This is a genomic window from Paeniglutamicibacter sp. MACA_103, assembly GCF_045798555.1.
In the GTDB taxonomy this organism is placed as follows: domain Bacteria; phylum Actinomycetota; class Actinomycetes; order Actinomycetales; family Micrococcaceae; genus Paeniglutamicibacter.
Window position 1 is genome coordinate 12,725 of sequence record NZ_JBIXLN010000048.1, and the last position, 19,141, is coordinate 31,865.

Genomic DNA, 19,141 nt, shown 5'->3' on the forward strand with positions numbered 1-19,141 from the left:
ACTTGTGGTGGTGGCTGGGGCGCTGCTGGCCCGGATGCGTGTGGGTGGGGTGGGTTAGGCGGACTGGCGGATGAGCCAGTTGAAGGCCTCGGCCTGGGCCGACTTGTATTCCAGGGCCACGCCTCCGGCGTAGCCGAGGTCGCGGGACCGGGTGACCCATTCACCCAGCGGCAGGGTTCCGGTGCCCGGTGCGCCGCGTCCCGGATCGTCGGCGATCTGGATGTGCCCGAATTCGTGGGCGTGGCCCTCGATCAGCGCGGCAACGTCGTCGCCGTTCACTGCCAGGTGGTAGAAGTCGGCGAGCAGCTTGACGTTGCTTGCACCTGCCGCGTGGACCTTCTGCAGGACGAAGAATGCGTCGGCGGAGGTCTTCAGCGGGTAGGTCTCGGAGCCCGAAATCGGCTCGAGCAGCACGGTGCCGCCGATGCGCTCAACGCCCTTGGCGGCTGCGACGAGGTTGGAAATGGCCAGCTTGTCTTGCGCCTGGCCGTCGATCCCCGGCTGGCGGTTGCCGTAGAGGGCGTTGAAGCCCTTGCAGCCGGTGGCCTCGCCGATGCCGGCGACCACGTCGATGTTGTCGAGGAACTCGGATTCGCGTCCGACCCAGGAAACCAGCCCGCGGTCCCCGGCCGGCATGTCACCGGCAAAGAAGTTCAGGCCTTCGAGGGTGACGCCCGCGTCCTTGATCGAGGCAACGAAGGCGTCGACCTCGGAGTCGGCGGGTACGGCCGTGGCAAACGGCCACCAGAATTCAACGCTGTCGAAGCCCGCGGCCTTCGCCGCCGCGGCGCGCTCCAGCAGGGGGAGCTCGGTGAGCAGGATTGAACAGTTGACGGTGTAGGCCATCTTCGACTCCTTCATGGTTCCAACTTCCATATTGTGAAATATGTTTATTGCTTGATGAGAACTCTAACGAGTGGGCTGAGTCACTGTCAAGGGCGCGCACCGCCTCCGCCCATCGGCCCGCCTCCGCGCCCCGGGCGACCAAATCCACAGCGAACCGTCCGCGACCAGTCAAATCCTGGCCGAAAGACTTTCGCAACAATTCCACCTGATGAAAATCCTTTTCTTTTACATGGAATCGTGCCATCATCGATCCACGAAGTAATCTCCGTCACACCCCCAGTGGTGAAAGGTACGAGTTCTCATGACCCATCCAGATGTGCGCACAGCGACGTCAGAATCCAGCGTCCCGCCCGTGGTCCAGCACGAACTGAATCCCCATGGACTCAGTGCGTCGCTCTACAACAGCGACCTGGCACCCACGACCAAGGCGGGAAGGACCTGGTCCAGCTACAGCATCTTCACGCTGTGGGCCAACGACGTCCACTCCCTTGGAAACTACGCATTTGCGATCGGGCTCTTTGCACTCGGCCTGGGCGGCTGGCAGATCCTGCTGGCGTTGGGCTTTGGAGCACTCCTGCTCTTTGGGCTGTTGAACTTCTCCGGCTTCATGGGCGAAAAGACCGGTGTCCCGTTCCCGGTCATGAGCCGCATCGCCTTCGGCATCCGCGGTGCCCAGATCCCCGCCCTCCTGCGTGGCGCCGTGGCCATCGCATGGTTCGGCATCCAGACCTACCTGGCCTCCGTGGTCCTGGTGGTCATGATCCTGGCAGTGGCCCCCACCGCCGCCTCCCTGAACGACAACAACTTCCTGGGCCTTTCCACCCTCGGCTGGATCTGCTTCGTGGGCCTGTGGGCCTTGCAGCTGGTCATTGTCAGCTACGGCATGGAAATGATCCGCAAGTACGAGGCCTTCGCCGGCCCGGTCATCCTCGTCACCATGGGCGCACTCGCCATCTGGATGTTCGCCCAGGCCGGCGGCTCGATCGCCTGGTCCACCGGCGATGCCAAGACCGGGGTCGACATGTGGCTCGGGATCCTCGGCGGCGGCGCCCTGTGGGTATCCATCTATGCGACCTTCGTGCTGAACTTCTGCGACTTCACCCGCAGCGCCAAGTCCAAGGGCTCGATCGTCCGCGGCAACTTCTGGGGCATCCCGCTGAACATGCTGCTCTTCGGCCTGATCGTCGTGGTCATGACCGGCGCGCAGTTCAAGATCGACGGAACCATCATCGACAGCCCCTCGGACGTCGTCGAGGCCATCCCGAACACCTTCCTGCTGCTGGCCGCCTCGGCCGCACTGCTGATCCTGACCATCGCCGTGAACCTGATGGCCAACTTCGTCGCCCCGATCTACGCGCTGACAAACCTCTTCCCGAAGGTGCTGAACTTCCGTCGCGCCGGCATCATCTCGGGCGTCATCGGGCTGCTGATCCTGCCCTGGAACCTCTACAACTCCCCCGCTGTCATCACCTACTTCCTCGGCGGCCTGGGTGCGCTGCTCGGCCCGCTGTTCGGCATCATCATGGCCGACTACTGGATCCTGCGCCGCTCCAAGATCAACGTCCCGGACCTCTACCGGTCCAGCCCGGAGGGCACCTACTACTTCACCCGCGGCGTCAACTTCCGGGCGATCATCGCACTGGGCGTCTCGGCCGTCGCGGCACTGGTCCTTGCCTTCTCCCCGGCACTGGGCCACGTCTCGGCCTTCGCCTGGTTCATCGGTTCCGGGCTCGGCGCCGTGGTCTACCTGGCCATCGCCAAGCGCGGCCAGGTCCACGCGGACATTGACGGCGAGCACATCGCCGTGGCCCCCACCCACTAGCCACCAACAGTTCCCCGGTTCCACCGGCAACACAGGAGTTTCCCCCATGAGAATTCTGGTCCTCAACGTCAACACCACCGCGTCCATGACCCGGTCGATCGGCGACTCGGCCCGCTCGGCCGCCTCCCCCGGCACCGAGATCGTCGAGTTGACGCCGGACTTCGGCGCGGATTCCTGCGAGGGAAACTTCGAAAGCTACCTCGCCGCGATCGCCGTGATGGACAAGGTCGTGAACTACACCGAACCCTACGACGCGGTCATCCAGGCCGGCTACGGCGAACACGGCCGCGAGGGCCTGCAGGAACTGCTCGACGTCCCGGTCGTTGACATCACCGAGGCGGCGGCCTCCACGGCCCAGTTCCTGGGCCACAAGTACTCCGTGGTCACCACGCTGGACCGCACCGTGCCGCTGATCGAGGACCGGCTGAAGCTGGCCGGGCTCACCGACCGCTGCGCCTCGGTCCGCGCCAGCGGGCTGGGCGTGCTCGAGCTCGAGTCCGATCCCGGGCGCGCGGTCGCCGCGATCGTGGAGCAGTCCCGCCAGGCGGTGGAGAACGACAAGGCCGAGGTCATCGTGCTCGGCTGCGGCGGCATGGCGGAGCTCGAGGCCAAGGTCGCCGAGGCCACCGGCGTGCCGATCGTCGACGGCGTGCGCGCCGCGGTCACCATCGCCGAGTCGCTGGTGCGACTGGGCCTGAGCACCTCCAAGGTGCGCACCTACGCCACCCCGCGGCCGAAGGTCGTCACCGGCTGGCCGATCACCAAGGCTGCCGTCACTCTCAACGCCGGCTGACGCCGCACACCATCCCGCACCTGGCCGGACCCCCATGGGATGCCGCCCTCGTTTACTCGAGGGCGGCATCCTTTTCGCCGGGCAGCAGGGCGGCCAGGCGCCGCATCCCCTCCGGGATTCGTTCCGCCTTGATCACGCCGAAACCGACTCGGATGAAACCGCGCCCGTCCTCCGGGTGCGAGAAATAATGGTTGCCCGAATCAATGAGGATTCCGTGAGCGCGGGCCTCGTTGGCAATAGCGTTCGAGGGCCGCGCCACGCCCGTACGCAACCACAGCCCGGTCCCTCCAGGTGGCAGGATCTGGCCCGGCGGAAAGAGCTCCCGCGCGGCATTCGTCGCGGCATGCCAGCGCAGTCGCAGGTCGTTCCTGTAGCGGCGGTAGGAACGGGCGAGGTCTCCGGCATCCATCAACAGGGCGAGAGCTCGCTGAATGTGCCCGGGTGGTTGGCGGTGGGCATATCGGCGGCGCTGGCGAAGCGCGGCGATGAGCTTCTTGGGTCCGACCACGTATCCCATGCGCAGGCCGGGAGCCAACACCTTGGACAATGTCCCCAGGTAGATGGTCCGCCCGTTGGGGTCCAAGCTGGCCATGCAGGGGCTGGTTTGGCCGCTGTACTGCAGTTCGGCGTCGTAGTCGTCTTCAACGATCAGGAAATCCTGCTCCTCGGCCTGGGCAATTAGTTGCAGGCGGCGCTCCAGCGAGAGCGTCACGTTCGTCGGGTGCTGGTGGCTCGGGGTGACGAAGAGCAGCCGTGCCCCGTTGTACTCCTGCTGTGGGATCGCCCCCTGGGCATCCACCGGAACGTAAATCATTTGGGCTCCGACGCGATGGAACACGTGCCGCGCATCGATGTAGCCCGGGTTTTCCATGGCAACCCGGTCACCCCAACGAAGCGTCGTCTCCGCAAGCAGTTGCAGGCCCTGCTGGCTGCCCATGGTGACCAGAATGTTCTCCGGAGAAACACGCAGACCTCGCACCGTGAGCACGCGGGCGCACAGCGATTGCAGAAGTAACGGATCGTCTTCCAGACGGTCATCCAGGCTCGCATACCGATGTTCGTCGCTCAGGGCCTTCTTCAGGGCCCGCAACCACGGCCCGTCGGGAAAGAAGACGGGGTCATGCTGGCCCGTCACAAACGGGAAATCAAACCGATTCCATTGCCGTTCGCGTTGGAGTTCGGGCCACGCGGATTCACGTCCCGAGCTGGCCCACCGATCCCATTGGACCGATTCCTCCCAGCGCTCGTCGTCTCCGGCGGCCGGCTCCGGTTCAAGGATCTGGGCTACCGCCGGTAGGCGCTCGCTGACAAACACACCACGACGATCGGAAGGAACCAGATACCCTTCGTCTATCAGCGCATGGTAGGCGCTCTGCACAGTCGTCCGAGAAACTCCCAAGTCATAGGCGAATTTTCGACTTGACGGAACTTTTGCTCCGGTGGGCCAGATCCCGCGGACAATCAGCTGCGTCACGGTACGCCGCACCCGAGTCGCCAAGGGAGTTCCCGGGGGTGCCGGAAGCAGTGCCATCCGGGCTGCCCGCGGCTCGCCTGTCAACGCGCTCAATTCCTGCAACGGGTCAACGCAGTGCCCTCCCCCTCGTGCAATGATCGCCAATACGCCCATTACTGGACTGCTTGAAATGAAGAAAACTGGATCTTGTTATGACCAGTTTCACACACTTAGGCTGTGACGAACGCCACAAGCGACTAAGTGTTCCCGCAGCATCCACGGCATCATCAACCTCGGTACGCCGAACGCAGCCACAGCGTCCAGGGAACGGCATCGATCCCACGCCGCCCACCGCCCCTAAGCATCAATTCCCCGAATGGTGTACACCCACATTCCCAGGAGAAGACCGCATGATTAGATACTTGGCCAAGAGGACCGGAACAGCGCTGTTTGTGCTGTTCGCGCTCTCCCTTCTTGTCTTCAGCATGGTCCGGCTCATCCCCGGAGACCCCGCCGCGCAGTACCTGAACACCTCCGACCCCGACCCGGAGGCACTGGCAGCAATCCGTGAGCAGCTTGGGCTGACCCGGCCTTGGTACGAGCAGTTCGTCGTGTGGCTCGGAGGGGTGCTGAGCGGGGACTTCGGAACTTCGCTCACGCGCCCCTTCGACATCACCACCCAGATCGCCGAACGCCTGCCGGCAAGCGTCGAGCTGGCCGTCATCGCCACCATTTTCTCGCTGCTGATCGGCATCCCGTTCGGGGCGCTGTCGGCGGTTCGAAGCGGGAAGGTCGCCGACACGGTGATTCGTGCCGGGTCGTTCCTGTTCCTCTCCGTGCCGGCATTCGTCGTTGGAACCGTGCTGATCCTGGCGAACTCCCGGACCCTGAAGTTCCCGCTCATCGGCTATACGCCCTTGTGGGAGGACCCGGTGCGGTCCGTCGTGCAAATGCTGGTCCCCGCAATGGTGCTGGCCCTGCCCATGGGTGCGATCCTGTGCCGCTACACCAGAAACACGCTGCTTGACGCTCTCTCCCAGGACTACATCCGCACGGCACGCGCCAAGGGGGCGATCACCTCGAGGCTTGTCGTCCGCCACGCGCTGCGCAACGCGCTCGTTCCGGTCAGCACCGTGGTTGGAATCCAGCTGGGAACGATGATCGGCGGAACCATCATCGTCGAATCCATCTTTGCCCTTCCGGGCATGGGATCAATGCTCATCGAGGCCCTGAACTCGACCGACTACCCCACCATCCAAGGCTGCGTGCTGGTGCTTGGCGCCGTGTACATCGCCATCAACCTCGCCGTCGATTTGCTCTACCCGCTCATCGACCCCCGTATCAGGACGGTGAACTGAAATGACCACCGCCAACCCCACCCAAAACGCGGCTCTCGGCAGCCTCGCGGTGCCGGCAGCGTTGCGGCGCTTCGCCGGTCAACTGCGGCATCATCCTTCGTTGGTCATAGGCCTGGCCCTGGTGGTGGGCATGACCGCCGTCGCCGCACTCACCCCGGCCTTGAGCCCCTACACCGTCACCCAGATCAACGACCTACCCTTTGCCTCTCCGTCGGCCGAGCATTGGCTGGGCACCGACAACCTGGCACGCGACAATTTCACGCGGCTGGCTGCGGCGACCATGACGGGGCTGCAGATCTCCCTCGCCTCGACGCTATTGGCTGCTCTCGTCGGTTCCGCCGCGGGCATCCTCGCCGGCTACTTTGGCGGGCTGTTCGACGGAATCGTGATGCGCTCGGTGGACGTGCTGCTGGCCATTCCCGCGATCCTGCTGGCCCTGGTGACCCGAGTGATCTTCGGCCCCGGGATCTGGACGCTCATCATTTCATTGGCCATCATCTCGGCACCCGGGTTCGCCCGTGTGATGCGTGCCCCGGCCATCAGCCTGCGGGAACGCGACTTCGTCACCTCCGCCGAGATTTCCGGTGTGGGACGCTTGCGCATCGCCGCATCGCACCTCCTGCCCAACTCGCTGACCCCTCTCTTCGTCCAGTTCGCGGCAACGGCCTCGATGGTGGTGCTGATGGAATCGATCCTCAGCTTCCTGGGCCAGGGCGTGTTGCCGCCCGATCCTTCGGCGGGCCGCATGATCGCCGATTCGACCCGCTTCATGGCCCGGGAACCCATGCTGATCCTGCTCCCGGCGGCGGTGATCATTGCGATGACCATCGCCTGGAACCTCATCGCCGACGGACTGCAAAAACTCCTGTCCCCACGCGACGGGGCCTTGAACATATCCACGGCCCCGCTGTTGGCCGTCATCCGCCACCGCAAGATCGTTGACGTGCCGGCCCCGGGTACCGTCAGCCGCCGCCCCCGTCGAGAGGAAACCCCATGACCAAGCGACTCAACAGCGCCATCGTGCTGGCGATCGCGGGGCTGCTCGCACTCACTGGTTGCAGCACCATCGCCGTCAAGGCCGCGGACATCCCCGATGCCCCGGCACGCGGGGGCATCCTGCAATACGGCACCGACATCCAGCCGGTGGCCGGCGGCATCGATCCATACACTTCACAGGCCTTCTCCGGGATGAATTTCTGGGTTCAGATCTACGAACCGTTGCTCACCCGCGACGATAGGGGAAATATCCAGCCCGGCCTCGCAGCCAAGTGGGAGCAACTTGATGCCACCACGTACCGCTTCCATCTGCGCGAGAACGCGAAATTCAGCAACGGAGCTCCCCTTAGGGCAGAGGATGTGGAATATTCCCTGGAGACGATGGCAGCTTCCGGCAACCTCCAGGCCAGGCTGTTGACCGAATTCGAGTCCGCCACGGTCATTGACGACCACACTGTCGACGCCCACCTCTCCGGCCCCAGCGGCACGTTCCTGGGCGTCGTCTCCGATGCAGGCACCGGAAGCATCGTCAACAAGGACTGGTACAGCTCGGCCTCGAAGGAACAGCGGCAGCGCACCGCCATGGGCACCGGTCCCTTCCAGCTGACCGGGTGGCAGGACAACGTGGTGTTGGAACTGCGCCGCAACGAGCACTACTGGGACCCGACGCTGCCCCACCTCGACGGCATTGACTTCCGCATCTTCCCGGACGAACAGTCCCGCCTCGCCGCACTGCGCCAGGGAAGCGTGGATGCAATCTGGCTGGGCGACGAGCAGCTGGCCGAGCAGGTCCAGGGCGAGGGCTTTGAAATCGGCCACAATGCCGCGACCCGTTCGCTGAACCTGTTCATTGATTCCACCGGCGGACCCACTGCGGACACTCGGATCCGCCAGGCCATATCCAAGGCCATGGATCGGGAGAAGATCGCCCTGCTGGCCAGTTACGGCTACGGGAAGATCGGAGGCATCGTCCCGGTGGGCGATCCGGCAGCAATCGCGCACCCGGAAGACCTGCCGAATTACGCCCACGACCCCGAAGGCGCCCGCGCACTGCTGGAGAAGGCCGACGCCGTCGGGACCAAGGTCACCATCACCTACCCCTCGGACGCGTCATTCTCACGCGATGTCGCTCTCTACGAGGTCATGAAGGAACAGCTGCGCGCCGTGGGCATCGAACTGGTGCTCAATCCCCTGCCCTGGGCAGACACACTCTCAAAGTACATCTCCGGCAATTTCAAGGGAATCATCGCCATTCCAGGGGTGGCACGAGCGGACGCCTCGGCGTACTTCTCGGGCTTCCTCGCCCCGAATGCGCCGGCCAACACCACCGGCGCCCACGGCAAGAAGGCCACTGCTTTGTGGCAGAAACTAAACACCACCGTGGCCCCCGCCAAACGCAAGGAGGTGCTCCAGCAATTGGAGAACGAGGTCGCCGACCAGGTGCTGAACCTGGTTCCGTATGTGGTCACGCAGCGCCAGGAACTCTGGTCCCCGCGCTTGCAGGGCTATGTGCCGGATCCCTACTCATTCCGCATCAACCTGAAGAAGGGATGGCTCGTGCCATGACCTCAACCACGCACGTTGCGCCGGCAACAAGCACCTCCGAGGACTCCGACACCGGGCAGGCCCTGGACATCTGGGGACTGAACATCGGCTACGGCGCCGGGCCCGACGTCGTCTCCGACGTCAACCTGCGCGTCGCCGAGGGCGAAATCGTAGGCATCATCGGGGAATCAGGCTGCGGCAAGTCAAGCGTCGGCCTTGCCCTGTTGGGGCTGCTTCCCGCCGCTGCCCGCACCGAGGCCTACCGCCTTCGGGTCGCAGGCAAGGACCTGGTCGGGCTCGGCGAGCGCGAGCTGGCCAGGATCCGCGGCAATGACGTCTCGATGATCTTCCAGGAACCCATGAGCGCACTGAACCCCGTGATTCGCATCGGCGACCAAATCTCGGAGGTTCTGCTGCTTCACGGCGAGCGCGACAAGCGCCGCGCCGCCGCACGCGCACTTGAATTGTTGACCATGGTGCAGGTTCCGGAACCGGAATTGCGGATGCGCCAATACCCGCACCAGATGTCCGGCGGCATGCGCCAGCGAGTCATGATCGCCATCGCCATGGCGGCCAACCCGCGCCTGCTGGTTGCCGACGAACCGACCACGGCGCTGGACGTGACGGTCCAGGCACAGATCCTGGCGCTGCTGACCCAATTGCGTGACAAGACCGGCATGGGCATGGTGCTGATCTCCCACGACCTCGGCGTCATCGCCAGCACCTGCGACCGCGTGGCGGTCATGTACGCGGGGCAGATCGTTGAGGAAGGAACCCCGAAGCAGGTCATGGAGAATCCTGCGCACCCCTACACCCGTGGCCTGCTCGCCTCGATCCCACGGCGCACCCACGCGGCGGGCACCGACTTGCCGGCGATCATCGGAGGCATCAGGCCCGAGGACCGCGCGCTGCCCGGCTGCCGCTTCGCGGCACGTTGTCCGATGGCCGAGCAACGGTGCCTGCAACCCCAGCACCTGTTGGATGCCGAAACGCCGGGACACACGGCCCGTTGTGTTCTTTCCACCCGCGGACTAGTCACGGAGGACCGTTCATGAGCACCCACGAACCAGACATCCTGGTCGAATGCCACCAAGTGGGACAGGAATTCGCGGCGCGGGGCGGCAATGCGGTTCGCGCCCTGGACTCCGTGAACCTGCAGATCCGGCGGGGGGAAACCCTGGGCGTCGTAGGCGAGTCCGGATGCGGCAAGTCGACCTTGGCCCGGGCGATCATGTTGCTGCGCTCCCCCAGCAGCGGGCACGTCGAGTTCGACGGGCGGCGCATGGACGGGGTGCGAGGTCGCGAGCTCAAACGACAGCGCCAGCGCATGCAAATGGTGTTCCAGGACCCCAACGACTCGCTGGACCCGACCTACACCGTCGCACGGTCCATCATGGAGCCGTTGCTGGCCTCCGGGAGCAGCATGGCCGAGGCGCGCCTCGGGGCGCAGGCGGCCATCACCGAAGTGGGCATGACCCAGGAGGTGCTGGCACGCCATCCGCACGAGTTCTCCGGCGGCCAGCGCCAGCGCATCGCGATTGCCCGGGCCTTGGCCACGCACCCCGAATTCATGGTGCTCGACGAACCGACCAGCGCCCTGGACGTTTCGATCCAGGCGCAAATCCTCAACCTGTTGGCCAGGCTGCAGCGCGAACGGAACCTCACCTACCTCTTCATTTCGCACAATCTCGGCGTGGTGCGTCACCTTTCCGACCGGGTGGCGGTCATGTATTTGGGGCGTGTGGTGGAGGTCGGCGACACCGAGGAGGTCTTTTCCAATCCCAGGCACCCCTATACCAAGGCACTGCTCTCGGCGGTCCCGGATCCGGAGGACACCACGACCGAGCGGATCGTGCTGAGTGGGGACCTCCCCAGCCCCCGCAAGCGTTACACCGGCTGTGCGTTCGCGAGCCGTTGCTGGCTGGCCACCGACATTTGCCGCGCCGAACGACCGGAGCTGGCCGTGTCCGCGGACGGTGCCCCGACGCACCGCAGCGCCTGCCACCACCCGGAACTGGTTTCCCGGCCGTTCGAAGCCCTCAGCTTCAGCTGACTTTCCCCCGATTCACCTCCCATCCTTCGCCACAAGTGAAAGGCCTCCATCACCATGGAACCCACCATTGTCTACCCCGCCCGCCTGGTACGCACCATGGACCCGGCAAACCCCACGGCCGAGGCCGTTGCGGTGCGCGGGGACCGGATTCGCGCCGTCGGCAGCACCAGGGAACTGCTGGGGTACCCCGGCGCGGTCCTTGACGAGCGTTACGCCGAGGCGGTGCTGGTGCCGGGGTTCGTGGAAGCGCACAGCCACGCGGGATCCGGCAACGTGTGGGCCAACACCTACGTCGGCCTGGTCGATCGCATTGCCCCCGACGGCAGACGCTGGCCCGGGTGCCGCAGCATCGAGGACGTACTTGCGCGGCTGAGCGAGGCCGAGGCCGAACTCGGTGACCCGGAAACCCCGCTGCTGGCGTGGGGGCTGGACCCCATCTACTTCACCGGCGAACGCCTCTCGGCGAGCGATCTGGACAGGGTTTCCGCCACCCGGCCCGTGCACATCACGCACACCAGCGGGCACGTGTGCACAGTGAACTCCGCCGCGCTGCAGGCCTGCGGCATCGATGCGCGGACCACGGTCTCCGGCGTGGCCAAGGATGCCTACGGCGTACCGACGGGAGAGCTACAGGAATTCGTGGCCATGGCACTGGTGGCGCCACTGACCGAGGGCACCGGATTGATGAACATCAACGCCGCGGCCCTGCAGGCGTTCGCCCAGGACGGGGTGAACACCGGAACCACCACGCTCACCGACCTGGGCTCGCGGATCCTAATGGAGGACGCTGGCGTCGAGCTCTACCGGTCGACCGTGGACGACGGCTTCCCCGCCCGGCTGAACGTCTTTCACTTCGGTGTCGGGGTTGGCAAGGTCTCCCTTTCCCTGGCCGAGGCGGCCAAACGACTCGTTAGGCTGCGCGCCCTGTCGACCGAAAAGCTCCGCTTCGGCAACGTGAAACTCATGCTGGACGGCTCCATCCAGGGCTTCACCGCCCGCTTGCTGGAGCCCGGTTACTATGGGGACCAGCCCAACGGCATCTGGGCGGTGAGTCCCGAGGAATTCCACGAGGCCTTCGAAACCTTCCACAAGGCCGGTGTGCTGGTGCACGTGCACTGCAACGGGGACCAGACCACCCAGCTGTTTTTGGAAACACTCGAGGCCATCCTCACCGCGCACCCGCGGCCCGACCACCGGCACACCTGCACCCACTCCCAGATGAGCACCGCCGCCCAATACCGCCGCATGGCGGCCCTCGGTGCCTGCGCCAACATCTTCGCCAACCACATCTGGGCCTGGGGCGACCAGCACATGGACATCACGGTGGGACCGGACCGGGCGGCGCGGATGAACGCGACGGCGACCGCGCTGCGCCACGGCGTGCCGATCTCCTTCCACTCCGACACGCCCGTCACTCCCCTGGGCCCGCTGCACACCGTAAAGCACGCCGTCACCAGGTTGACCGTCTCCGGAAGGGTCATGGGAGAACACGAACGCATCAGCGCCCAACAGGCGCTGGAGGCGGTGACCCTCGGCGGTGCCTACATGTTGAAAATGGATCACGAGGTCGGTTCGCTGGAGGCCGGGAAGTTCGCCGACATGGCCGTCCTGGCCCTGGATCCACTGGAAGTCCCCGCGGAGGAGATCGGAAACATCCACGTGCTCGGCACGGTGGTGGGCGGCCGCCACCATGCCAGCAACGTGCAGGCCGGGGTGAAGGCGGGGGCACGGTGAGCACCCGGTTGGGGATCATCGGCGGGTACCTGGGTTCGGGCAAGTCCACGCTGGTGAACCGTCTGCTGGCCGGGGCCCTGCCCGGGCGCACTGCGGTGGTGGTCAACGATTTCGGTTCCGTCAACATCGATGCCGATCTGATTGCCGCGGCCGACGAGGACACCATCGAGCTGACCAACGGCTGCATCTGCTGCCAACTCGGTGACGACGTGGCCCGCACGATGACCGCGCTGGCGGCTCGCACGGACCTGGACAATGTGCTCTGCGAAGTCAGCGGCGTGGGCGACCCGGGCGAGCTGGCCACCTGGCGCAGCTACCCCGGGTTCGCTCCCGGGCCGGTTTTGGTGTGTGCGGATGCCACCGACGTGGTCCGCCTGCTGCGCGATATGTATGTCGGGGACACCGTGCTCCGTCAGCTGGCCGCCGCCGAGGTGGTCCTGCTGACCAAGACGGACCTTGCCCTCTCGGCGGAGATCGCCGCGGCGCTGGATGCCTGCACCGCCGCGGCACCGGAAGCCAGGCTGCTGGAACAGGACCGTCGCCATCCGGAAAGGAGCGCCGCCCGGGCCTTCGCCGTTGACGCGCCGCCGGAGACGGAGCGTCCGTGGAACCTCGCCCAAGCGCAGGATCTCCACGCCGATTCCCACGCCACCTGCACCCTGGCCGCTTCCGAACCGGTCGAGGTGGAGGCGGTGGTGCGCACCCTATTGGAGCAGGCCGATCGGCTCGTGCGTGCCAAGGGGACGCTGCGGGGACGGGACGGGCGCTGGCACGAGCTGCAGTTGGCCGCAGGGCGGGTGGAGGTCCTCCCTCGTGCGGCGGACAGTCCTTCTCCGGCGAACCCCGGCCTGGTGTTGATTGCGGCCGGGGCGGATCCCACCGAGTCACTGCAGGTGGCCGGGGTCGCGCTGGAGGAAGTCCTCCGTGCCAGCCGCGAAACCGTCCCGCGCTAGCCGGCCGCCATCGGTTTCCGTTCCGTGGCGGGTTCGGCAAGTCCCACAGGGAAACCCGGATCAACGGCCAACGGTCCGGGGCACGCTCGGTTCACGGATGCCGACCGCGACAAGCATCCCGGTTGCGGCCCCGATGAGCGTTTCCACGGCGCGGTCCGTCATGAGGATTCCGGGATCCGCGGGTGCCGCCAGGTACGTCATGACCAGGATCAGCGGCGTGAAAAACACCAGGGCAAGTCCGTAGTGGCGCGCCATGAACAACTCGCTGGGGAACTGCAGCGCGACCACCGCCAGCCCCAGGACCGCCATCGAGGGCTCGGGCAGGAGGATCACCCCGGTCAATCCGATCCCGGCAAGCGTCCCGAACACGCGGTGGATGCCGCGCTGGATGCGCGCTCCCAGCGTCTCGGCGGCCAACGGAACCGCTCCGGCGGCCATGGCCCAGTAGGGGTGCCCGATCCCCAAGAGGATTCCTGCCGCTCCGGCGGCGCCCACGGCCACCAAGTAGCGCAGCGCGTGGACAAGGACCGCGGGCGCCATGGCGGGCGCCACCGGCCGACCGGCCCCGGGCAGCCAGGTCCGGTTCCCGACCCAACCGGCGAACCCGACCAATACCGCGAAGCAGGCAGAACCGATGCAGACCAACGCCGCACACCACCACGGCACCGCAAGTGGAACCGAGGCGCAGGCGCCCAGGGCGAAGATGCAGAAGAAGGGACCGCCGGGCTTGAGCCGGTATTTGTCGGCAACGATGGACCCCGCGGCCGCGATCACGGCCTCGACGATTACCAGCGTCCACGGCCTGATCCCCATGGCCGAGAGCCCGATCCCGATCAGGGTTCCGCCCACGAGCAGCACCGCGGCCTGGGCCTGGTGGATGGCCCGCAGCTGGTGCGGCTCGTTCCTGCCATACATGCCGATGAAGGCCCCGAAGACGGCGTAGATAATCAGTCCCGGCCGGCCGGCGGCCAATAGCGCCAGCGTGGGGACGGCGACGCCCAGCGCCACGCGCCAGGCGGCCGGCCCGTCGCCTTGGGCCGGGCCGAGGTCCAGCAGACGGCGGGGGTCGAGGGCGCGTCGTGGCGCATCCCCGCCACTTGGGCCGGTGGCCCGAGCCTCCGCCTTGCTTGCCATGTCGCCTCCCCTGCGAGGGGGCGCCGTGCCCCGGGAAACCACAGTGCGCCGTCCACGCCATAGGCGTCAAAGAGGTGAAGGTGATGAATCAATAGGCGGTGGTTATCATCCCTGATCAGCTGGAAGATTTTCCAGGAATGTGAGATCCGTCGATTCGGCGACGGACGCCATCGCGCGCACAAGGATCGGGGCCGGATCCCGGGCCAGGGTGACAAGCCCGATCGGAACGGATCGCTCCGGCCCCACCAATGGCACCGCGTGCAGATTGGCCGGCACCCCGAAGACGTGCAGCCAGGCCGAGGGCACGATGGTGGCCCAGGATCCGGTCTTCACATGCGCGAAGAGCGATGCCACGGAGTCGGTTTCGAGCCTTGGCTCGGGTTTCACGCCCACTTCGGCAAAAACCTCGTCGATGCGCCGCCGACCCTGCATGGTCGGGGCAAGCAGGCAAAGCGGCAGTGCCGCCGCCTGCGCCCAGGTCGGCGACGACGCCGTTCCTGCGCCCGCGGCCGTCAGCAGGACGTATTGCTCCCGGTACAACGGAAGGACCCGGAATTCCGCAGGTACCGGGTCCTGGATGTAGGTGATGCCGGCGTCGATTTCATAGGATCGCAACCGCGACAGGACATCGTCGGATGTCAGGTCCGAGACCACCTGGACACGCGCCAAGGGGTGCAGCGCACAAAACGGTGCGTTCAGCAGCGACACCGCGATCGAGGCGGTGGGGACGGAGCCGAAGCGAAGCTGGCCGCTGACCCCGGCGCGCATCGCCTCGATTTCGTCGTTCATTGCGTCGCGGTCCGCGAGGATCTTCCGGGCCCAGATGACAAGCTCCTGGCCCTCGGCGGTCAGGCCCTCGAACTTGTTTCCCCGACGGATCAGGGGAACGTTCAGCTCCTTCTCCAGCTTCCGGATCCCCTCCGAGAGCGCGGGCTGGGACACCGAACAGGATTGGGCGGCACGCACGAAATGCCGCTCGCGGGCCAGTGCGACCATGTACTCGAGTTGCCTGATGAACATACGACCGGTCTACAGCATCCGGGAATCCGTTGCCACTTTCTCGTCGACCATTCCCCTCGATGACGTGCCGACGCGCGCTGCCCGCACCCTGAAGCAGCGGCGCGAAGATGAGGACGGCGGGCACCCGGACCGGAGATGTCATCTGCGAATAACCGCTACCGCGGTCCCGCCAGAACGGGGCATGATCGAATCGTGGAGATTTCATTGGCTTCGATCCCGTCCGGGTCCATTCGCATGCGAGACGCCCGCTCCGAGGCGGTGCGCGAGGTGCAGCTGCACCCGTTCCAACTCGGGCAGACCCAAGTCACCGGCGCACAGTGGGGCCGGGCCCCGGGCTCGATTCCCATCCCCCAGGCATCCTCGGATACGCCGGCGCATCCCGTGACGTGGTTCGATGCGGTGAGTTGGTGCAATGCCGCATCCGCTGCCGAGGGCCTGGAACCCGCCTACGAGCTCGGCACGCGCGAAGTCGCCTGGAACGTGGCGGCCGAGGGGTATCGTCTCCCCACGGAGGCCGAATGGGAGTTTGCCGCCCGCGCCGGCACGACGACACCCACGTACGGACCGCTGCGGGATATCGCGTGGACTTCCGGCGACGGACTCGACGGGCCACAGCAGGTCGGCCGCAAGGCGGCCAACGGCTTCGACCTCTTCGACACGATCGGCAACGTCTGGGAATGGTGCTGGGATTATGCGGACACCGCACGCTACGGCGGCTACCGGAGCCTGCGCGGCGGCGGGTGGGACGACAAACCGTGGAGCTGCCGAGCCTCGGTGCGCCGCGACAGCGCACCCGACGCCGTGCTTGAGGACGTCGGGTTCCGGGTGGCCCGCGGGGCGGTCGGCGAGCGCGGCGCGACCGCCGCCCAGGGCTGGTCCGCCGAAGCCGATCGCCAACGCGCCGATGTCCGCGGCCCTCTTCCCGTCGGGTGGACCCCGCTGCGGAGCATGTTGCTCGACTGACCGCCTCTGGCAAGGCTCCTATTTGGACGGGCGTATACTTTTTCGCATGTCCATTTTGATCTCGACCCCACCGCCCCGCGGGCGTTCGGAGGTAGCCGGCGTCTTTTCCGCCGGCTCGAGATAAGACTGTCCACTTTCGGTGATACCTCGCGCCCAATCGGCGCACCCACGTCCGCTGCCGGGTTCTCGGCGACTGGTCGCCCGACCGCGCGCGGATCATTTACCCCACCCGAAGCATGCCCCTCCCACTCGCCGCGGCGAGAAGGCGGCACGACAGTCAGGCCCCGATTTCCCATGCTTTCCCTTTCAGAAAAACAAATCCGCTCCTCCTTCATCAACGCCTCAATGCGCGAGCGCAAGGCCATCACGCTGCCGGAAAACTTCGACGCCCTGGACTGGGACAACCGTGAATTCCTGGGTTGGCGGGATGCGAAGCTGCCGTTGGTTGGCTACGTCGTCACGGTCCTTGACGATGCTCCTGTGGGCATCATGTTCCGCAAGACCGAGGGAAGGATCCGCAACCGCCCCCAGTGCTCGTGGTGCGAAGACGTGGACCTGCCCAACGACGTCGTGTTCTTCAACGCCAAGAAGGGTGGCCAGGCCGGCCGCGACGGCGACACCATCGGCATCTTGGTGTGCGCCGAGTTCGAGTGCCCTGCCAATGTCCGCATGATGAAATCATTGCCCTACATCGGTTTTGACCGCGAAGCCGAAATCCTGAGGCGTATCGGCGTGCTGCGCGAACACGTGCTGAACTTTGCCCGGCGCGTGCGCGACGGCGAATAGCGAAACGCGCATGGTCTCCCGCGGCCACTATCCGCGGGAGACCAGCCAGTCACGCACCTCTGGCTCCAGCTCCCTGTCCGCAAGAATCAGCCGCGTCACGGATTCATCCCCGACGGCGGCCACTGTCTGCGGCGACGGCGATCCTTCCCAACGGAGCTGGAGCCCGGCCTTCTGCGCCACCTTGACCGATGCGGGGTTGGTGGACAGCACCCGGGCAATGACCGGCACCTCTGCCAGCTTTTCCCCTGCACTGGCCACGGCCGTGCGGGCCAGCTCGGTGGCAAACCCGTGGCCCCAGCAGGCCGGATCCAGCCGGTAGCCGAGGTTCCAGATCCTGCTTCCCGCCTCCGTCTCGAAGAGGTGCACTCCCCCGGTCCCCAGCACCCGGCCCCGCTCCAGGCCCGGATTGGCGCCATCCTCCCCCACGCGCACGACCCAGTGCGAGAGACCGTGCTCCCGCCAGCCGGTGCCAAACATCTCCAGTGCGGCCTCGACCCGTGCCGGATCGGTGATCCGCTCGCCCGGGATGTGCGCCCAGGTGCGAGGGTCGCTGGCGATCGCGAAGACTGCATCCCGGTCCGCGCGCACGGGCGGATCAAGCTGCAGCCTTGGTGTCCCGGGGTTTATGTCCGTCATTTTCCCAACCTATCGCGCGCGGGCGACACAAACAGGGTGCGAAGGACCCCGCGCCCGGCGCCAGGGGGGCTGCTGCCCCGGGCGTCCCCTGCATATGAGTCAATACCGGTTCGATATGTATTGGTTTTCGGGGCCTGCGCCGGCCTGCCCGTTGGTAGGGTGTCACCATGATCAACTCCGCTCGCCTGCACTCGGACCTTTCCCGCCTCGGCCGCGAAACCGCCATGCTGCTCGCCACGATCGAGACCCTGTCCAGCGACGAAATGGCCGCCTCCTCCCTGTGCGAGGGCTGGAGCCGGGCCGACGTCATCGCCCACCTCGCCTCGAACGGCCGCTCGCTGGTCAAGCTCATCGACTGGGCCACCACCGGTCAAGAGCAGCAGCTCTACGCCTCGCCCGAGGCCCGCACCGAGGAAATCGCGGCGCTCGCGGGCCTGCCCCGCGAGGAGCTGGTCGAGAAGGTTCGTACGGCCGCGGAATTCTTCGCCGAGCAGTCCGAACGGCTGACCGGCGAACTCGCGGTCGAGGAAGTGAACCTGCACGGCAAGGTCATCCCCGCCACCTCGATCGTGGCGCTGCGCATCGCCGAGGTCGTCGTCCACCACCACGACCTGGACACCGCCTGGACCATCGAGGAGGCCGACCCGGACTCGCAGCTCAACGCCGTCGAGGCTGCGGTGCGCACCATGCGGGCCAAGGATGCCCCGGGCATGACCCTGGTGACCGAGGAAGGCGACGAGTGGGTGATCGGCGACGGCGCCCTGCACGTGAAGTCCGACCGCGAGGGCCTGATCGAGTGGCTGGCGCGCGGCCAGGCGCGGTACGTCGAGGCCGACGGCCCGCTGCCGGTGCTGCCGGCCTGGTAGGAAACACTTCTCTCCGGCACCACCCCTTTCCCAACGGGCGCCGGCCGAGACCGGGGGCGGGGCCTGCCCCTCCCCCGGACGGGGGGGGGGGGGGGGGGGGGGGGGGGGGGGGGGGGGGGGGGGGGGGGGGGGGGGGGGGGGGGGGGGGGGGGGGGGGGGGGGGGGGGGGGGGGGGGGGGGGGG

17 protein-coding genes are annotated in these 19,141 nt (G+C 66.4%); 12 read left to right on the plus strand and 5 right to left on the minus strand.

The genetic code is table 11. The features are described 5' to 3' along the window. Positions 1 to 54: 54 nt before the first annotated feature. Positions 55 to 846 (minus strand): hydroxypyruvate isomerase family protein, encoded by a 792-nt coding sequence (locus ACIPVK_RS18360; RefSeq protein ID WP_407613439.1) that lies wholly within the window; start codon positions 844 to 846, stop codon positions 55 to 57. A 301-nt stretch (positions 847 to 1,147) separates the two neighbouring features. Between ACIPVK_RS18360 and ACIPVK_RS18365 the strand changes: the two genes are divergently transcribed. Together ACIPVK_RS18365 and ACIPVK_RS18370 are read left to right on the plus strand one after the other, a co-directional pair. Continuing rightward, positions 1,148 to 2,668: an NCS1 family nucleobase:cation symporter-1 gene (locus ACIPVK_RS18365; protein WP_407613424.1), complete on the plus strand. Its 1,521-nt coding sequence runs from the start codon at positions 1,148 to 1,150 to the stop codon at positions 2,666 to 2,668. A 46-nt stretch (positions 2,669 to 2,714) separates the two neighbouring features. After that, positions 2,715 to 3,461: an aspartate/glutamate racemase family protein gene (locus ACIPVK_RS18370; protein WP_407613425.1), complete on the plus strand. Its 747-nt coding sequence runs from the start codon at positions 2,715 to 2,717 to the stop codon at positions 3,459 to 3,461. A 52-nt stretch (positions 3,462 to 3,513) separates the two neighbouring features. Here the strand turns inward: ACIPVK_RS18370 and ACIPVK_RS18375 are convergent, their stop codons facing one another. Next, on the minus strand, positions 3,514 to 5,088 hold the full coding sequence (locus ACIPVK_RS18375) for a PLP-dependent aminotransferase family protein (protein WP_407613426.1): 1,575 nt from the start codon (positions 5,086 to 5,088) through the stop codon (positions 3,514 to 3,516). Between the two features lie 236 nt (positions 5,089 to 5,324). Here ACIPVK_RS18375 and ACIPVK_RS18380 point away from each other — a divergent pair, with 236 nt between their 5' ends. From ACIPVK_RS18380 to ACIPVK_RS18410, 7 genes are read left to right on the plus strand one after another with little or no spacing between them, the layout of a single operon-like run. Further along, positions 5,325 to 6,272 (plus strand): ABC transporter permease, encoded by a 948-nt coding sequence (locus tag ACIPVK_RS18380; protein ID WP_407613427.1) that lies wholly within the window; start codon positions 5,325 to 5,327, stop codon positions 6,270 to 6,272. A gap of 1 nt (position 6,273) precedes the next feature. Further along, positions 6,274 to 7,269 (plus strand): ABC transporter permease, encoded by a 996-nt coding sequence (locus tag ACIPVK_RS18385; RefSeq protein WP_407613428.1) that lies wholly within the window; start codon positions 6,274 to 6,276, stop codon positions 7,267 to 7,269. Continuing rightward, the gene (locus ACIPVK_RS18390) at positions 7,266 to 8,834 is read left to right on the plus strand and encodes an ABC transporter substrate-binding protein (protein WP_407613429.1); all 1,569 of its coding nucleotides are present in this window, start codon (positions 7,266 to 7,268) and stop codon (positions 8,832 to 8,834) included. The genes ACIPVK_RS18385 and ACIPVK_RS18390 overlap by 4 nt, the downstream gene beginning before the upstream one ends. Next, positions 8,831 to 9,868: an ABC transporter ATP-binding protein gene (locus ACIPVK_RS18395; protein WP_407613430.1), complete on the plus strand. Its 1,038-nt coding sequence runs from the start codon at positions 8,831 to 8,833 to the stop codon at positions 9,866 to 9,868. Before ACIPVK_RS18390 ends, ACIPVK_RS18395 begins: the two co-directional genes overlap by 4 nt. Beyond that, positions 9,865 to 10,866 carry an ABC transporter ATP-binding protein gene (locus tag ACIPVK_RS18400; RefSeq protein ID WP_407613431.1) on the plus strand — a complete coding sequence of 334 codons (1,002 nt, stop codon included), beginning with the start codon at positions 9,865 to 9,867 and terminating at the stop codon, positions 10,864 to 10,866. The genes ACIPVK_RS18395 and ACIPVK_RS18400 overlap by 4 nt, the downstream gene beginning before the upstream one ends. Before the next feature lie 54 nt (positions 10,867 to 10,920). Continuing rightward, on the plus strand, positions 10,921 to 12,600 hold the full coding sequence (locus ACIPVK_RS18405; RefSeq protein WP_407613432.1) for an amidohydrolase: 1,680 nt from the start codon (positions 10,921 to 10,923) through the stop codon (positions 12,598 to 12,600). After that, the gene (locus ACIPVK_RS18410; protein WP_407613433.1) at positions 12,597 to 13,553 is read left to right on the plus strand and encodes a CobW family GTP-binding protein; all 957 of its coding nucleotides are present in this window, start codon (positions 12,597 to 12,599) and stop codon (positions 13,551 to 13,553) included. The genes ACIPVK_RS18405 and ACIPVK_RS18410 overlap by 4 nt, the downstream gene beginning before the upstream one ends. A gap of 60 nt (positions 13,554 to 13,613) precedes the next feature. Here the strand turns inward: ACIPVK_RS18410 and ACIPVK_RS18415 are convergent, their stop codons facing one another. Together ACIPVK_RS18415 and ACIPVK_RS18420 are read right to left on the minus strand one after the other, a co-directional pair. Next, entirely contained in the window at positions 13,614 to 14,687 is a 1,074-nt protein-coding gene (locus tag ACIPVK_RS18415) for an FUSC family protein (protein WP_407613434.1), read from the minus strand. A 105-nt stretch (positions 14,688 to 14,792) separates the two neighbouring features. Continuing rightward, positions 14,793 to 15,707 carry a LysR family transcriptional regulator gene (locus ACIPVK_RS18420; RefSeq protein WP_407613435.1) on the minus strand — a complete coding sequence of 305 codons (915 nt, stop codon included), beginning with the start codon at positions 15,705 to 15,707 and terminating at the stop codon, positions 14,793 to 14,795. A gap of 189 nt (positions 15,708 to 15,896) precedes the next feature. On the opposite strand from ACIPVK_RS18420, the gene ACIPVK_RS18425 reads away from it, so the two are divergent. Together ACIPVK_RS18425 and ACIPVK_RS18430 are read left to right on the plus strand one after the other, a co-directional pair. Beyond that, positions 15,897 to 16,670 (plus strand): formylglycine-generating enzyme family protein, encoded by a 774-nt coding sequence (locus ACIPVK_RS18425; protein WP_407613440.1) that lies wholly within the window; start codon positions 15,897 to 15,899, stop codon positions 16,668 to 16,670. Positions 16,671 to 16,964: 294 nt separating this feature from the next. After that, the gene (locus ACIPVK_RS18430) at positions 16,965 to 17,456 is read left to right on the plus strand and encodes an FBP domain-containing protein (RefSeq protein ID WP_407613436.1); all 492 of its coding nucleotides are present in this window, start codon (positions 16,965 to 16,967) and stop codon (positions 17,454 to 17,456) included. A gap of 27 nt (positions 17,457 to 17,483) precedes the next feature. Here the strand turns inward: ACIPVK_RS18430 and ACIPVK_RS18435 are convergent, their stop codons facing one another. Beyond that, positions 17,484 to 18,092, minus strand: a complete 609-nt coding sequence (locus tag ACIPVK_RS18435; protein ID WP_407613437.1) for a GNAT family N-acetyltransferase — start codon at positions 18,090 to 18,092, stop codon at positions 17,484 to 17,486. Positions 18,093 to 18,259: 167 nt separating this feature from the next. Here ACIPVK_RS18435 and ACIPVK_RS18440 point away from each other — a divergent pair, with 167 nt between their 5' ends. Next, positions 18,260 to 18,958 (plus strand): maleylpyruvate isomerase family mycothiol-dependent enzyme, encoded by a 699-nt coding sequence (locus ACIPVK_RS18440; RefSeq protein WP_407613438.1) that lies wholly within the window; start codon positions 18,260 to 18,262, stop codon positions 18,956 to 18,958. Positions 18,959 to 19,141: the final 183 nt, after the last annotated feature.

Excerpts from the sequence above, each read along its gene's own strand:
- ACIPVK_RS18370 (WP_407613425.1), top strand. The coding sequence starts at position 2,715 with ATGAGAATTCTGGTCCTCAACGTCAACACCACCGCGTCCATGACCCGG.
- ACIPVK_RS18400 (WP_407613431.1), top strand. The coding sequence starts at position 9,865 with ATGAGCACCCACGAACCAGACATCCTGGTCGAATGCCACCAAGTGGGA.
- ACIPVK_RS18390 (WP_407613429.1), top strand. The coding sequence starts at position 7,266 with ATGACCAAGCGACTCAACAGCGCCATCGTGCTGGCGATCGCGGGGCTG.
- ACIPVK_RS18380 (WP_407613427.1), top strand. The coding sequence starts at position 5,325 with ATGATTAGATACTTGGCCAAGAGGACCGGAACAGCGCTGTTTGTGCTG.
- ACIPVK_RS18395 (WP_407613430.1), top strand. The coding sequence starts at position 8,831 with ATGACCTCAACCACGCACGTTGCGCCGGCAACAAGCACCTCCGAGGAC.
- ACIPVK_RS18420 (WP_407613435.1), bottom strand. The coding sequence starts at position 15,707 with ATGTTCATCAGGCAACTCGAGTACATGGTCGCACTGGCCCGCGAGCGG.
- ACIPVK_RS18375 (WP_407613426.1), bottom strand. The coding sequence starts at position 5,088 with ATGGGCGTATTGGCGATCATTGCACGAGGGGGAGGGCACTGCGTTGAC.
- ACIPVK_RS18415 (WP_407613434.1), bottom strand. The coding sequence starts at position 14,687 with ATGGCAAGCAAGGCGGAGGCTCGGGCCACCGGCCCAAGTGGCGGGGAT.
- ACIPVK_RS18435 (WP_407613437.1), bottom strand. The coding sequence starts at position 18,092 with ATGACGGACATAAACCCCGGGACACCAAGGCTGCAGCTTGATCCGCCC.
- ACIPVK_RS18405 (WP_407613432.1), top strand. The coding sequence starts at position 10,921 with ATGGAACCCACCATTGTCTACCCCGCCCGCCTGGTACGCACCATGGAC.
- ACIPVK_RS18385 (WP_407613428.1), top strand. The coding sequence starts at position 6,274 with ATGACCACCGCCAACCCCACCCAAAACGCGGCTCTCGGCAGCCTCGCG.
- ACIPVK_RS18440 (WP_407613438.1), top strand. The coding sequence starts at position 18,260 with ATGATCAACTCCGCTCGCCTGCACTCGGACCTTTCCCGCCTCGGCCGC.
- ACIPVK_RS18360 (WP_407613439.1), bottom strand. The coding sequence starts at position 846 with ATGGCCTACACCGTCAACTGTTCAATCCTGCTCACCGAGCTCCCCCTG.
- ACIPVK_RS18430 (WP_407613436.1), top strand. The coding sequence starts at position 16,965 with ATGCTTTCCCTTTCAGAAAAACAAATCCGCTCCTCCTTCATCAACGCC.
- ACIPVK_RS18365 (WP_407613424.1), top strand. The coding sequence starts at position 1,148 with ATGACCCATCCAGATGTGCGCACAGCGACGTCAGAATCCAGCGTCCCG.